This is a genomic window from Streptomyces alfalfae, from assembly GCF_004127445.1.
GTDB classification, from domain to species: Bacteria; Actinomycetota; Actinomycetes; order Streptomycetales; family Streptomycetaceae; genus Streptomyces; species Streptomyces alfalfae.
The window spans coordinates 250,424-264,683 of record NZ_QEXM01000038.1 but is presented as its reverse complement, the minus strand read 5'-3'; the positions used below and the strand labels follow the sequence as shown (position 1 = coordinate 264,683).

The following is a 14,260-nucleotide window of genomic DNA, read 5'->3' as shown; positions in this document are numbered from 1 at the left end:
CCGCCGCTCCGCGGCAGGAACCGCGTCACGACAGGATCTCGACGTACCCGTCCGATCCGTGCACCCGGATGCGCTGCCCGTCCTGGATGCGGCGAGTGGCCTGGTCGACGCCCACCACGGCCGGCAGACCGTACTCCCTGGCGATCACCGCGCCATGGGTCATCAGGCCGCCCACCTCCGTCACCAGGCCCTTGACCGCCACGAACAGGGGTGACCAGCTGGGGTCCGTGAAGGCCGTGACCAGGATGTCGCCCGGCTCCAGGTCGGCCTCCGCCATGTCGTGGATGACGCGGGCGCGTCCCTCGACGGTTCCCGCGGAGACCGCGAGCCCGACCAGCGCGCCGTCCGGCACGCCCTCGCGCCGGTACGACCCCGAGAGGGCCTCCCCGTCGGAGGTGAGCACCCGGGGCGGGGTCAGCGCCTCGTACGTGCGAAAGGCCTCCTTGCGCTCCTGGATGAGCCGTCCGTCCGCCCGCCGCGAGCGGACGACCTCGTGGAGTTCGGGGAAGGTGAGGTAGTAGATGTCCTCCCTCTCGGCGAGCACACCGGCGTGCACGAGGCGCTCGGCCTCGGCCAGCAGGGCCTGCTTGTAGACGAAGGAGCGGCAGACGATGTTGTACTTCGGGTACTCGCGGTACCCGATGAAGGTGCGGACCCGCTCGATCATCCACTGGGTCTCGTCGGCCTTGCGCTCGCCGTCCGGCAGGTCCCGCAGGCGCGACAGCACCTCCTGTTCCTTCTTCGCGGCTTCCTGCCGCCCCTGCTCGAAGCGGCGCGCGGCGGCGCCGGGACCGAAGTTCCTGATGTTGTCGAGGATCACGGGCACGAGCGCGGTGGGGCGCTCGCTCCAGCGCGGCCTGGTGATGTCGATCTCGCCGACGCAGCGCATGCCGTACTGGTCGAGGTAGGCCTCGATGGCGTCACGCGCCACGGTCCCGCCGGGGAGCTTGGTCAGTTCGTCGAGGTAGTCCTCGTCCTGGACGCCTTGCAGGAAGGCGACGACCTCCGGATGCGGGCGGATCGCGTCGGCGACGTCGAGCAGGGCGAGGCCCATCTCCGAGGTGATGTTGTCGGGGGCGGACAGGGTGAGGGTGTCGGCCGCGTTCTTCTCCCCCAGCCACTCGAGGAGGTGGTCGTTGAGCCACCACGTGGCCTCCATCCCCGCCATGATCGCCTGCATGTTCAGCGGGTCGCGGAGGACCCGCTTGTGCTCGTCGAAGGCCTCCAGGAGGTAGTCGAACAGCGCGGGTCCGGTCTTCGTGCCGATGTCGCGCCGCAGGGCGGCGAGGGACGCCCGGCTGCGCTCGATCAGGCCGGTGACGATGGCGGGGTCGTTCGCGATGGGGGCGGGCGGGACGCTGCCGGCGGGGGCGTCGGCGGCCGGTGTCCCGCTCGGGTCCGGGGCCGGGAGCGACGGGACGAAGTCACCGCGGTCGAGGACGGTCTCCAGGGCGTCCCTGATCAGCGGATCGCCCTTCTCCATGACGTCCAGGAGGGCGGCGCGGTCGGCGGGGACGGCGAGACGCGGGGTGATGTCGACGAACAGTCTGCCGCCCGCCGCGTGCATCGGCACCATGGCCGTCGATTGCCACACGGAGAGTCCCAGCGGCTTCATGGCGTCGGTCATCATCTGCTGGTGGCCGACGGAGACGTAGACGTGGTTCTCCTCGTCGTCGGCCTCGGGGACGGGGAACAGCGTCGTGATGGGCCGGCTCTGCACGATCTGGAAGCCGGTGCCGTCCTCGGCCAGGCACCATTCGATGTCCTGCGGGCTGCCGAAGTGCGCCTCGATGCGTCGCCCGAGCCGCACCAGCTCCACGACCTGTGCGTCCGTCAGCGCCGGCTGCTCCTGCCGCCCCGCGTCGAGGGTCACCTCCCGCGTGCCGCCCGCGGGCAGCGCGTACAAGGCACGCTGTTTGGCGGCGATCGTCCGGGAGACGATCTCGCCGCCCCGCACCGTGAAGACGTCCGGGTTCACCAGGCCGGAGACCAGCGCCTCGCCGAGGCCGAACCCGGCGTCCACGGTGGCGGCCTTCCGGTCACCCGTGACGGGGTCGGCCGTGAACAGGATGCCCGCGGCATGCGGGACGACCATCCGCTGCACGACCACGGCCATGCCGACCGTGCGGTGGTCGATGCCGTTGCGCTGACGGTAGGTCACCGCCCGCTCGGTGAAGAGGGACGCCCAGCACCGGCTGACGTGCCGCAGGATCGCCGCCCGCCCGATGACGTTCAGGTACGTGTCCTGCTGGCCGGCGAAGGAGGCCGTCGGCAGGTCCTCCGCCGTCGCGCTGGAACGGACGGCGTAGGCGGCCTCGTCACCGGCCCGTGTGAGCGCACCGGTGATCGCCGCCGCGAGGTCGTCCGGCACCGAGGTCTCCTCGACGGTCCGGCGGATGTCCGCGCTGAGGGTGCGGATCGCGTCCCGGTCGTCCGGGTCCAGCCGCGACAGCCGCTCCAGTTGCTCGTCGACCGACGGCGCGTCCGCCATGACCCGCCGGAAGGCCTCCGTGGTCACACAGAATCCGGCCGGCACCCGGACGCCTTCCACGCGCGACAGCTCGCCCAGGTGCGCGCCCTTGCCGCCGACCACCGCGATCTGCGTGTCGTCCGTCTCCCCGAGACCCACCACGTACTGCTCGCTCACTGCCACGCTCCCGACGCGTCCGTGCTCCATCGTGCTTGAACTGCCCTGGCCGGTCACATGACCGGCGCTTCCAGCCGGGTCGGCAACACTCACGTCGTGCCCTCATCTCCGCAGGTAGTGGCCTCGGCCGAGGATTCTGCGCCATGCCGGGGGCCTTGCCGCAAGCCCCCCGGTGCGCTATAAGTTGAGTACGGCAAGGAGAGCGAGCGATCTCCTTGCCTTTGTTGTTTCCGCCGCCCGCTCGGTCAGCTCGTCGACGGCGGCGCGGTGGCCGCCCGGTGCCGTCGGGCATGCGGCAGGGTCCTGACCCAGTCGTCCACGGTGACGACGTCCGCCCACTGCGGGAACAGCCGCTGCACGAGGACCCGGTGCACCTCTGGATCAGGGTCCAGGCAGGCGTCGGAGAGGACGGTCAGCCCGAAGTCCCGGTCGTTCGCCCCGCACAGGGTGGAGAGCACCACGGCGCTGGTGGCGATTCCGGTGAGTACGAGGCTTTCGACACCGCGGGCCCGCAGCACCACGTCGAGATCACTGCCGGAGAACGCGCTCGCCCGCCGCTTGGTGACCACCACCTCGCCCGGCAGGGGCGCGACCTCGGGGTGGATCTCGGTGCCCGGGACGCCCTCCACGTAGAGACCGGCCCGTGCGATCGCGGCGAGCGGCTTGTTGCGCGTGCCGACTTCGGGGAAGCCCGGCCGCAGCGCGATGACCACGTAGATCACGGGGATGCCGGCCGACCGGGCCCCGTCGATCGCCGCGCGCAGGCGCGGCAGGTATCCGGAGCCGTCGTCGACGACGTCCACGATGGCCCGCTGGACGTCCATCACGAGTAGGGCGCTGTTCACGTCGTCAATGGCGCTGCTCATGTCATCCGGAGCAACGACGCCGCCCCGGCGCCGTAACGGGTCGGACTCCTGTCAGCGCAGCGGCGAGACGAGGAAATGGTCACGGGCATCCGGCCGCCCCGCGACGACCCGTCCGTCGACCCGGAACACCTCCCGCGCCAGGCGCTCGGACAGCACCTGGTCGGGCCGCCCCGCGGCCGCCACCCTGCCGTCGCGGAGCACGATGACGTGCCGGGCGTACTGCAGGGCGAGGTCCAGGGAGTGCAGCGCTGCGATGACCGTGTGGTCGCCGCTGGTCGCGAGGTCGAGTACGTCGAATTGGTGGGCGAGGTCCAGGTGGTTCGTCGGCTCGTCCAGCACGAGGATCTCGGGGTCGGCGACCAGCGCACGGGCCAGCAGCACCCGTTGGCGTTCGCCGCCCGACAGGGTGTGCACCATGCGTTCGGCCAGCGGCAGGGCCCCGGCGCGGTGCAGCGCGCGGTCGACGGTGGCTCGGGTCTCCCGGCCCGCGTCCTGCGCCCACCGCCGGCGCCTGGTCGCGGTGAGGCCCAGTTCCACCAGTTCGGCAGCGGTGAGTTCCGGCGCGAGGTCGGCCTCCTGGGGGAGCACGCCGATACGGCGGGCGCGTTCACGCGGCCGCATCCGCAGGACGTCGTCGTCGCCGATGAGCACCTGTCCGGTGCGGCGGGCCGCGGCGCCGGTGAAGGAGCCGAGCAGTGTGGACTTTCCGCTGCCGTTGGGGCCCACGAGCGCGGTGAGCCCTCCGGCGGGGATGTCGGCGTCGATCCCGTGCAGCACCGGGGCCCGGCCCAGCTGGACGGTGAGGCCGCGGATGGTCATGGCGGTCACAGCGCTGATGCCGGTCATCGGGCCCTCCCCGCACGGCGCACCACGAGGACGAACGCCGGCACGCCGATCACGGCCGTCAAGATGCCCACCGGAAGCTCGGTGGGAGAGAGCAGCATGCGGGCCCCGGTGTCGGCGAGCAGCATCAACAGGGCGCCGAGGAGCAGCGCGACGGGCAGGATTCTGCGGTGCAGCCCGCCCACCAGCATGCGGGCGAGGTTGGGAACGACGAGTCCGACGAAGCCGATGGTGCCGGAGATCGCGACCACGGTGCCCGTGAGCACGGCGGCCACCATGAAGACCCCGACGCGGGTACGGCCCGGGTGGATGCCGAGCGCCGCCGCCGTGGTGTCGCCGAGCGCGAGCAGGTCGAGGCGGCGTACGAGGAACGGCAGCGTCGCGAGCGTGGCGGCGACGGGCACGGTGGCGATGCGCAGGAGTTCCCAGTTCGCGCCGGACAGGCTGCCGAGCAGCCAGTACATGACCTGCTGGGTGGCCTCGCCGTCGCCGGTGCGCAGGATGAGGAAGGAGGTGATGCCGGAGAGCAGATGGCCGACCGCGATGCCCACCATCACGAGCCGGGAGGCGGAGAGGCCGGCCAGGGAGGTCGCGCACAGGAACACCACCGTGCCGGCCGCGGCGGCGCCGGTGAAGGCGCCGAGGGGCAGCGTCAGGCCCGCCGCGGCGCCGATGCCGAGCGTGGTGATGACGGTGACGGCGCCGAGCGACGCTCCCGAGGACAGCCCCAGGGTGAACGGATCGGCGATCGGATTGCCCACCAGTACCTGTACGAGCACTCCCGCCACCGCGAGGCCCGCGCCCACCAGAAGGGCTTCGAGGACGCGCGGCACGCGCAGCTGCCAGATGATGAAGTCGTCCCCGGTGGTGGCCGCGCCGTCGATTCCGCGTCCGACGGCCGAGAGGACCTGGTCCGGGGGGATGACGACGGCGCCGACACCGACCGCGAGCACCGCCGTCACCGCGATGACGGCCAGCAGCGCGATGACCACCACGGCGGTCGGCACGTTTCCGAGCAGGCCCGAGGCGCGGCGCCGGGTCTCCGGCCGGGCGGCGGGTGGTGCGGGCGGGTCGGCGTCGGGGAGTTCGGCGGGGTGCTCCAGCAGGAGCGGCGGCGTCGCGTCGGACGCGCGCGCACCTGCTCCGCGTAGGTCCGCCCGTCGGTCCTGCCCGGTCATGAGGCGTCCTCGACGGCCTCGGCCACGGTGCGCACCGCTCGGACGCCGAGCACGCTCGGCGACAGAAGGATGCTCTGCGGAATGGCGACCACGCGGCCGTCCTTGACCGCGTCCGTGTCCGCGAGCAGCGGGCTGGACTTGATCGCGTCGATGAGTTGGCGGCCGGACTGCCGGGAGAACCCGGTCACGGCGAGGATGACCTTCGGGTTGCTCCTGGTCGCCTCCTCGGCCGACAGCGTGGCGAAGTCGCCGAGCGTCGAGGCGGCGACGTTCCGTCCGCCGGCCAGTGTGATGACGCCGTTCGCGTGGCTGGACCCTCCGCTGGTGTTGATGCCCGTTCCGCCGGCCGGCGCCGCTGACAGGCTCAGCACCGGAACGGCGTCCGCCCCTTTCCGCGCCGACGCCGTCAGCGCCGTGACCTCCCGCTTCATGTCGACGATGAGCGCCTTGCCCTTGGCCTGTACGCGGAAGACCTCGGCGAGGCGGGTGATGTAGCGGTAGGTGGCGTCGATGTTCGTGGACAGGCCCTCGGCCGTGTCACAGGCGACCATCGCCGCGATGCCGTTCTCCTTGAGCTGCTTCTCCGTCGGGGTGCCGTCGAAGGCGCCGAGCTCGTACCGGGAGATGCCGGTCACCAGATCGGGCCTGGCCGCGATCACCGACTCCTTGTTGGCCACCTTGTCGCTCAGCACGGGCAGGGCGTCGAGCTTCTTCCGCATCGCGCCGGAGAAGTCGTCCTTGAACTCGGGCGCGGCCGTCCCCACGATCCGGTCCCCGAGGCCGAGCGCGATCAGGAACGCCGCGGCTCCCGCGTCCAGGGTGACCACGCGCTTCGGGGCTTCGGTGAGATCGGCCGTGGCGGGACAGGTCGCCGAGGCGCCGTCTCCCGTGGAACCGCCGCCCGCCTCCCCCGGCCGGTCCGAGGCGGATGCGGAGGACGTCGATGAGGAGGAGGCGCAACCGGAAAGCCCGCCGAGGAGGACGAGGATGGCTGCGGCGAGCACGGCGACAGCGGGTCGGGGACGCACCGTTTCACGTACCTTTCGGGGTGGGGAGGGACGGATGGGTGGAGCCGGCGGTGGCTACGCGGAAGTGCCCGGCAATGCAGTAGTCGCCCCGGATGCGCGTCGAGTTCCGAGCAGTTCGGGGTTCGGGTCCCACCGATCACGAACCGGGCGGCCAACCGTCCGGCCTCCCGTCCGAGGAAGACCATGCGGTCCGCCCGACCTGCTTCAGGCATGATCGGCTCGTGGACACCTACCTGGAGACCGAGCGCCTGGCCCTGCGCCACTTCACGGCCGATGACGCGGAGCTGCTGATCGAGCTGGACAGCGATCCGGCGGTGATGCGCTACCTGAGCGGCGGTGATCCGACCGCGCCGGAGGTCGTCCGCGAGCGCCAACTGCCGACCATCCTCGCCGGCTACGAGAAGTGGAGCGGCGACCTCGGGCTGTTCGCCGCGCACGAGAAGGACGGCGGCGCGTTCATCGGCTGGTTCCTCCTGCGCCCCGAGCCGGACGGCCCGCTGGACGAGGTCGAACTGGGCTACCGCCTGCGGCGGCCGGTCTGGGGCAAGGGTTATGCCACCGAGGGCTCACGGGCCTTGCTCGGCAAGGCGTTCACACGGCTCGGCGTGCGCGTGGTCTGGGCCGAGACGATGTCGGTGAACCGCGGTTCGCGCAACGTCATGGAGAAGCTCGACATGCGGCTCGCGGCCACCATCCCCACTCCCCCTGACATGGCAGCGATCGAGGGCTCCGAGCTCGGAGGCGTACGGTACGAGATCACCAGGGAGCAGTGGCACGCGGCAGGCGCGCACAACTGACCGCTGTTCACCGGCAGTTCACTCCGCACGGCGGCCTCGTCTCATCCGGAACCCGACGCTTGACCTTTCAACATCTCCGCCGATAACGTCGGTCCGCCGTCTCAGGAATGGAGTGTTCCATGCGTTTGAGAGCCATCACCCTCGCCGCGATACCCGCGGCCTTCCTCGGTGTCATGGCGTCCGCGCCCAGCGCATCGGCGTGGTCTGCCGGCAACTGCGCCACAGGCACGTTCTGCGTCTGGCCCGAGTACTGGTATGGCGACACCGACATGCCTCCGTCGGTGGCGACCGAGGGCGAGTGGTCCGGAAGCGCTCGCGGACACATCTTTTACAACAACACCTCCCGCGACATGACGATGACGTACTCCTTGGCCAAGGACGAGGGGCAGGGCGCCTCGTACACGGCATGCGTCAGCAGGGGCCAGGGCACCTACTTCACCATGCCGATGACCGTCACGGACCTTTCGTGGCGCGTGGACGACGGCACCCCCTGCCGCTGGTGAAATGAAACGTGACGGCCCGTCGACCGAGTCGACGGGCCGTTTTGCATTTCCACCGACCAGCTCATGACCGAGGAATTCCCTCCCGTGAAAGCGGGGCCAGGCCGGTCAGCGGCACCGGAGAACCGATTGACGCCCTGTCGGAATTCAAGACGGCCCTACGCGGTGACGCACGACGGCCTCAACTGGGCGCGCACGCCGCGAAGTTCGCTCGGTCGGCATTCCGCCCCCGGAAGCCGGAGCCAAAGGCTGGAGGTCGGGACAGCCGACGAACGCCGCCCCCGCTGCCACCACCCCACGACTCCAGCGGTAGCCCCGACGGCCCCGAGCCGCGTGCCCGGTGCCCACGGAGAGCACCTCCAGGCACCTCTCGGCCGACATTTATGTCGCTATGCCCTATTTGCTTGGATAAGCGCCTGGTGCGATACGTCCCGTTTCAAAGTCCAATGACCACATTCGCATCCATCACGCCGAATGAGAACTGCTGCCCCTTTATGACACCTTCGCTCTCACCCAGGGCCTCGCCCGCTCAGGCACCCCGTTCCGTGAAATGGGTCACGCCGGTAAACGCGCCGTCCCGCCCCCCGGAGCGCACTTTCCGTTACAGGCAAAGAAAGTTGGGTTTATCGATCAAGAAGGGGCCTGGTTTCTGATCATCAGAAACGGACCTCGGGCTTTCTCCGAGTGAATTCGAGACTTGTTCCGTCCGGCGTTTCTCGCCTAACGTCACCGTCAATCCGGACGGAACGCCGAATCCTGCCGCTGTCCGGAAACCTTCCCATCCACTCACTCACTCACGGCAGGAGCGGGGGACCCAGGTAAGCCGCCGGTCCGGATTCCGGAACGGCTCGGGGTGAAGTCGCATGCCCAGTGCGGCCGGACATCTCCCGTCCGAACCCGACAGCTCACCTCGCAGGCGACGGAGAGGATTTCGTCATGCCCGCAAAGGGAAAGCACCGCCGCGCCAAGTTCAGCCCGCTCCACCGGAGCATCGCCTTCGCAGGGACGGGCGGGGCCGTGCTCGTGCTTCCGGTGCTCGGTGCGACCGCCGCCGCCGCGGCGCCGGCCGGCACGGTCGCCAAGCCCGCCGCGGCCCCGACGACGTATGTCGTCACCGCGGGTGACTCGCTCGCCAAGATCGCGCAGGAGCACTCCGTGAGCGGCGGCTGGGAGAGCCTGTACGAGAACAACCGGGACGTCCTCGGTGACAACCCCGGGCTGATCCGCCCAGGCCTGAAGCTCACCCTCGGCACGGCGGACACGGCCGAGCCCAGGCAGGCCGCCGAGCGCGCGGACCGCTCCGAGCGCGACAGCGCGTCCGCCCAGCCCGCCGCCGCCCCGGCGAAGAAGGCGTACGCCGACAATCTCGACGGCTGGATCAGGGAGTCGCTCGACATCATGGCCCAGCACGGCATTCCCGGCACCTACGAGGGCATCCACCGCAACGTGATGCGTGAGTCCTCCGGCAACCCGCTGGCCATCAACAACTGGGACGTCAACGCCGCCGCCGGCACCCCCTCCAAGGGTCTGCTGCAGGTCATCGCGCCCACGTTCACCGCCTACCACGTGCCCGGCACGTCGCTGGACAGCTACGACCCGGTCGCCAACATCACCGCCGCCTGCAACTACGCGGCCGACCGGTACGGCTCCATCGACAACGTGAACGGCCCGTACTGATCCCCACCCCCCGTATCGCACCCCCGCTGAGCCCCGGCACGCCACGCGTCCGGGGCTCAGCCCTTGATAGCCGTACGTGCAACCGCTGTTGATTGCGCGTCATCCCTCCTTGGCGGTGGCGAAGGAGCCGCCCTCACCGAACACCAGCCGTGCGAAGTTCTCCCCGATGCGGCGGTGCCCCGCGGGGTCGGGGTGGACCTCGTCGGGCAACGGGAATTCGGCGTAGTCGCTCTCGCCGTAGAGGTCCCTGCCGTCGAGGTAGTGCAGGTGCGGGTCGTCGGCCGCCCGCTGTGCGACGATCCGGGCGAGTTCGTCGCGGATGACGTTGAGCGTCAGGCGCCCGGCGGCCCGTGCGTTCGGGTCACCCGTGGCCTTGAACCGCAGGACGCCGCCGTCGAAGTCGGGCATGAGGGGGCCGGGGGTGTCCTCCTGGACCGGGCAGAGAAGGGGGGACACGACGAGCAGGGGCGCCGTCGGGTGTCCTTCGCGGATGGTGTCGAGGAAGCCGTGGACAGCGGGGCCGAACGCGCGCAGCCGCATGACGTCGGCGTTCACGACGTTGATGCCGATCTTGACGCTGATCAGGTCCGCCGGGGTGTCCCGCATCGCGCGGGCGGTGAACGGGTCGAGCAGCGCGCTGCCGCTGAACCCGAGGTTGATCAGCTCCACGTCGCCCCGGGCCGCCGCCAGGGCGGGCCAGATGGCGGTGGGGTGGGCGGCGTTCGAGCCGTGGCTGATGGAACTGCCGTGGTGCAGCCACACCCTGCGGCCCCTGTCCGGCGCGGGCTCGACCGGGGCGTCGGTGCGCAGGTCGATCAGCTCGGTGATCTCCGTGTGCGGGAGCCAGATCTCGATGCTCTTGTCGCCTGTCGGCAGTCCGGCGAACCGGGCGGTGCCGGGCGGCCCCTCACGCAGCTCGGCGGACTGGGTGACCATGTCGGTGATCGTACGGAGGTTGCCGCCGGTCACCGTGGCCTGCGCGGCGAGGCGGCCGTCGACCAGCAGGTCGTAGACGCCGTCCGCCGGGGGCGGGAACCCGCTGTAGGTCCGCTTGGTGGGCAAGGTGTCCAGTTCGATGGTCGTGGCCCGGGTGCGGAACGCCAGACGTACACCGGAGGGCTGCGCCTCGGCCACGGCGAGCTGGTCGTCGGGGATCTGGCGCCGCGCCCGGGCGGGCAGACGGTGCGGGAGCAGGCCGTGTGCGGTCGGCTCCACGTCGAGGAAGCCTCGTAGGAGGTCCGGGGTGACGGGGGTGGTGACAGGTGTGGTGTTCCAGCCGTGCTCAGTACTCATCGCCTTGCTTTTTTCGCCTGATCTGTAACGATTTGACCGCCGAACCTCGCCTCGCCCGCCTGCGCCGCGCCAGCTCGCCTCGGCCTGGCACCGGGATGGCCCGCCCGTCACGGCGCGGCCCGGTGGCGCAGGAGCGCGTCGAGGGAGTCGAGGACCCACCTCCACGATTCCTGCGAGTCGACGGCGGTGTGACGGAAGCTCCCGGCCATCTCCAGGCTGACGTAGCCGTGGAACATGGCGCCCAGCATCCGGACCGCGTGCGTCTGGTCCGGCTCCGCCAGGTCGTAGCCGCGCAGGATCGCCCGCGTCATCTGGGAGTGCCGCACCCCGGCGCTGGCGGCGGCCGTCTCCGGGTCGAGTCGGAGGCGGGCCGCGTCATAGCGGCCCGGATGCTCCCGCGCGTAGTCGCGGTAGGCGTTCGCGAAGGCGGCCAGCGCATCCTTGCCGGCGCGTCCGGCCACCGCGTCCGCCACCCGGTCCGCCAGCTCCTCCAGGGCGAACAGGGCGATCCTGGTCCTGAGATCCTGGGAGTTCTTCAGGTGCGAGTACAGACTCGCGACCTTGACCTCGAACCGCCGGGCGAGCGCCGAGACGGTGACCTGGTCGAAACCGACCTCGTCGGCCAGTTCCGCCCCGGCCCGGGTCAGGCGTTCCGGGGTAAGCCCTGCTCTAGCCATAACCTTCGCCCCATCCACGACAAGCATTAATCGTTTGCCTAACGGTTTTAGGAAACTTAGCCTACCGCTCATGAGACCGTTGACCGAGCAAGAGATCCGTGCCGCTTTCGTGAACTGCACCAAGGGCGAGGCGAAGCGCCTGTCCGTCCCCCGCGACCTGGCCGAGCGCCCCTGGGACGACCTGGACTTTCTCGGCTGGCGGGACCCCCAGTCCCCCGGCCGCGCCTACCTCGCCACAGAGCTGGACGGCCGCCCGCTGGCGCTCGCCATGCGCTGTCCCAGCTCCGGGGTCTCGCAGATGCGGCGCAGCATGTGCTCTCTGTGCATGACCAGTCACACCGGCGGTGTGTCGCTGATGGTCGCCGCGAAGGCGGGCAAGGCCGGGCAGCAGGGCAATTCCGTGGGCGCCTACATCTGCAGCGACCTCGCCTGCTCGCTATACGTGCGGGGCAAGAAGGACGCGGGGATCGGCGGGCGGTTCCACGAGTCGCTCACCTTGGAGGAGCAGAACGCGCGGACGGTGGCGAACCTGTCGGCGTTCATCGCCTCGGTCACCGCGTGAGGCGGCGCCGCCTGTGACGGAGGCCCCCGTCACGCGCTCCGAGCGCGCCGAGGGCCTCCATCACCCCGGGTCAGAACCCCGTCAGAACTTGCCGGGGCCCGCCTGGTCCCGCCTGCCTAGTTCCACGGGTCCTTGAAGGACCGGCCGGGCACGGGCTTGGCGATGAGCGCGACGGCGATGAAGAAGTTGACCTGGCCGATCGCGAACATCAGCGTGGCGAGCGCCTTGGCGTCGTAGTGCTCGGCCGCCTGGGCGTACAGCTCGTCGGAGACCCGCTCGCCCTCCGACGGCGCCTGGAGCACCGCCTCCACCAGGGCCAGCGCGGCACGCTCCGGAGCGGTGAAGTAGGGCGAGGTCTGCCAGGAAGCCACCGAGGTGATCCGCTCCTCCGACTCCCCGGCCTTGCGGAGGAATCCCGTGTGCAGGACGGTCAGGTAGGTGCTGCCGACGATCTGGCCCGCGCGGAGCTGCACCAGGCTGATCGTGGGCCACGGCACCGAGCCGTTGCCCACCACCTTGAACAACGCCGCCGACACGTCCGCCAGTTCCGGCACGAGCTGCGCCGGGTCCTCGGTCATGCGCGGAACCATCGGGATCTCTGCCGTGATCGTACGAGTAGTCATGCTCAACAACCCCTCATCGCTTCAGCGTTACTGTCACTGCGATGACGGATCTCGGCGGAACGGTGTGACAGGTCGGTGAGAATTATTTCTCGCCCGATCCCGGCGTCACGTCGACGTCGGTGTGCAGCATGTGGTGGTCCGAGTACGAGGAGGGCTGCACGCGGTGTTCGAGCGGGGTGATGCCCCGCAGGAAGACGTAGTCGAACTTGCTCTGCCAGTCGGTGGTCGGCTCGCAAGTGGCCGCGGGCGGGCGGCACTCGGGGTCCGTGTCCGTGGCGAGCTTCCACATCGGGGTGAGTTCGGGCGCGTCCGGCACGGCGTTGAAGTCACCCAGGACCACCGCGCGGCTGTGCCGCTCGACCTGTGCGGCGAGTATGCCGGCCTGGGCCGCGCGGACCGCCTCCTGGCGGCGCTGGGCCAGGTGCGTGTTGAAGACGCGGACCTGTTGGCCCCCCACCTCCGTGGTGACCGCCATGTACCCGCGGTCCTCTGACCCTCCGTCGGGATACTCCACCGCGACGCGGTCGGTCATCGGGGCCGCCGAGAGGATCGCCTGACCGAACGCTCCCGGGTTCCACGGCGCTCCCCCGCAGCGGCCCCAGTTCCGCAGCACGGTCCCGTACTCGACGTGGTAGACCAGCCCGTAGAAGCTCTCCAGGTAGTCGCGGATCCGCCGCACGTCGCGTACGCACGCCTCCTGGAGGCCGATGACCTGCGGCGCGTACGTGGCGATCTCCGCCGCCCTGTCCGCGTCGCTGTCGTCGCAGGGGTTGCAGATGTTCCACGTCATGACCCGGTTCGGCACGACATCGTCGGCGGCGTCGACGGGCAGATCCCTGATGAAGAGGGAACCGCTCGGCGCACTGGGACCGACGATCATGGCGCAGACCGCGGTCATGGCGACCGCGAACCACCCTGTGCCCCTGCCGAGCACCAGCGCCCCCCTCCGTCAGGATCCGCGTCGGGACCCACGCCGCGATCCACATCGCGATCCACATCCGTGTCGCCAGATTATGCGACGGGCATCGTCAGCAACACAGGCTTCTTGATCCACGGACAGAGCGACCCTGTCCGTACGGACAGGGAGAGGGGCGGGGAAGGGACAGAGTCGGAGTTCAGGCGGTGAGGGCGGGGACCAGGCCGGTGGCGCGTCGGCCCTGCCGGTACAGCTCCCTGCGCGCGGTGTGCACGGTGCGCCGGGCGAAGCACAGCGACCCCGCGGGAGCGTGGCACGTCGTGCAGGCGACGGAGTAGACGCCGTGCCGGAACCTGGCGTGCATCGCGTGGGCCGCGTCGTGGGCGGCGTCCGCGGCCCGTATGGAGCCGAGGACGGCGGGCCCGCCGTCGCGCTTGACCGCGGGACCGAGGCCCCCGCGGTCGAGGAGACCGGACGGCCTGGAGGTGATTCTCATGAGGGGCCTCTCCTTGTTCAGGCATGTCGGAGGACGCGTGTCCACGCCGCCCTCACGGTCGTTCACGTCGGATCACCGGCTCGTGCCGGCCCTCGTACTCCCAGGGTCTTGTACCCAACGGTCACGGACATGATCAGCTCAGCGACGACGAATATGG

General features: G+C 70.4%; 14 protein-coding genes and 1 riboswitch. Of the genes, 4 read left to right on the top strand and 10 right to left on the bottom strand.

Features of this window, described 5'->3' with window-relative positions:
- Window positions 1-25: 25 nt before the first annotated feature.
- The 5 genes from rph to DCW30_RS17640 form a co-directional block, all read right to left on the bottom strand.
- Complete coding sequence (rph, locus tag DCW30_RS17660; RefSeq protein WP_205576635.1) at window positions 26-2,647, bottom strand: rifamycin-inactivating phosphotransferase; 2,622 nt, start codon at window positions 2,645-2,647, stop codon at window positions 26-28.
- 245 nt (window positions 2,648-2,892) lie between these two features.
- The gene (locus DCW30_RS17655) at window positions 2,893-3,513 is read right to left on the bottom strand and encodes a cysteine hydrolase family protein (RefSeq protein WP_237283478.1); all 621 of its coding nucleotides are present in this window, start codon (window positions 3,511-3,513) and stop codon (window positions 2,893-2,895) included.
- 51 nt (window positions 3,514-3,564) lie between these two features.
- The gene (locus DCW30_RS17650; protein WP_079250258.1) at window positions 3,565-4,359 is read right to left on the bottom strand and encodes an ABC transporter ATP-binding protein; all 795 of its coding nucleotides are present in this window, start codon (window positions 4,357-4,359) and stop codon (window positions 3,565-3,567) included.
- Window positions 4,356-5,534, bottom strand: coding sequence for a FecCD family ABC transporter permease (locus DCW30_RS17645; protein WP_079250257.1), 1,179 nt, complete (start codon window positions 5,532-5,534; stop codon window positions 4,356-4,358). Before DCW30_RS17645 ends, DCW30_RS17650 begins: the two co-directional genes overlap by 4 nt.
- Window positions 5,531-6,562 carry an ABC transporter substrate-binding protein gene (locus DCW30_RS17640; RefSeq protein WP_162933604.1) on the bottom strand — a complete coding sequence of 344 codons (1,032 nt, stop codon included), beginning with the start codon at window positions 6,560-6,562 and terminating at the stop codon, window positions 5,531-5,533. The genes DCW30_RS17645 and DCW30_RS17640 overlap by 4 nt, the downstream gene beginning before the upstream one ends.
- 221 nt (window positions 6,563-6,783) lie before the next feature.
- Between DCW30_RS17640 and DCW30_RS17635 the strand changes: the two genes are divergently transcribed.
- The 3 genes from DCW30_RS17635 (at window position 6,784) to DCW30_RS17625 (ending at window position 9,536) form a co-directional block, all read left to right on the top strand.
- The gene (locus DCW30_RS17635) at window positions 6,784-7,359 is read left to right on the top strand and encodes a GNAT family N-acetyltransferase (protein WP_076687737.1); all 576 of its coding nucleotides are present in this window, start codon (window positions 6,784-6,786) and stop codon (window positions 7,357-7,359) included.
- Window positions 7,360-7,478: 119 nt separating this feature from the next.
- Entirely contained in the window at window positions 7,479-7,862 is a 384-nt protein-coding gene (locus tag DCW30_RS17630; RefSeq protein WP_076687736.1) for a hypothetical protein, read from the top strand.
- Between the two features lie 774 nt (window positions 7,863-8,636).
- Window positions 8,637-8,791: riboswitch (cyclic di-AMP (ydaO/yuaA leader) on the top strand.
- A gap of 4 nt (window positions 8,792-8,795) precedes the next feature.
- Entirely contained in the window at window positions 8,796-9,536 is a 741-nt protein-coding gene (locus DCW30_RS17625; protein ID WP_076687735.1) for a LysM peptidoglycan-binding domain-containing protein, read from the top strand.
- Window positions 9,537-9,635: 99 nt separating this feature from the next.
- Here the strand turns inward: DCW30_RS17625 and DCW30_RS17620 are convergent, their stop codons facing one another.
- On the bottom strand, window positions 9,636-10,829 hold the full coding sequence (locus DCW30_RS17620) for a GDSL-type esterase/lipase family protein (protein ID WP_076687734.1): 1,194 nt from the start codon (window positions 10,827-10,829) through the stop codon (window positions 9,636-9,638).
- 107 nt (window positions 10,830-10,936) lie between these two features.
- The gene (locus DCW30_RS17615) at window positions 10,937-11,506 is read right to left on the bottom strand and encodes a TetR/AcrR family transcriptional regulator (RefSeq protein WP_076687733.1); all 570 of its coding nucleotides are present in this window, start codon (window positions 11,504-11,506) and stop codon (window positions 10,937-10,939) included.
- Window positions 11,507-11,576: 70 nt separating this feature from the next.
- Between DCW30_RS17615 and DCW30_RS17610 the strand changes: the two genes are divergently transcribed.
- Window positions 11,577-12,068 (top strand): FBP domain-containing protein, encoded by a 492-nt coding sequence (locus DCW30_RS17610; RefSeq protein WP_062768541.1) that lies wholly within the window; start codon window positions 11,577-11,579, stop codon window positions 12,066-12,068.
- 116 nt (window positions 12,069-12,184) lie between these two features.
- Here the strand turns inward: DCW30_RS17610 and DCW30_RS17605 are convergent, their stop codons facing one another.
- From DCW30_RS17605 to DCW30_RS17595, 3 genes are all read right to left on the bottom strand, one after another.
- Window positions 12,185-12,691 carry a carboxymuconolactone decarboxylase family protein gene (locus tag DCW30_RS17605; RefSeq protein WP_076687732.1) on the bottom strand — a complete coding sequence of 169 codons (507 nt, stop codon included), beginning with the start codon at window positions 12,689-12,691 and terminating at the stop codon, window positions 12,185-12,187.
- Between the two features lie 82 nt (window positions 12,692-12,773).
- Window positions 12,774-13,589 (bottom strand): endonuclease/exonuclease/phosphatase family protein, encoded by an 816-nt coding sequence (locus DCW30_RS17600; RefSeq protein ID WP_079250439.1) that lies wholly within the window; start codon window positions 13,587-13,589, stop codon window positions 12,774-12,776.
- Between the two features lie 217 nt (window positions 13,590-13,806).
- Entirely contained in the window at window positions 13,807-14,103 is a 297-nt protein-coding gene (locus DCW30_RS17595) for a zinc finger domain-containing protein (RefSeq protein ID WP_062768552.1), read from the bottom strand.
- Window positions 14,104-14,260: the final 157 nt, after the last annotated feature.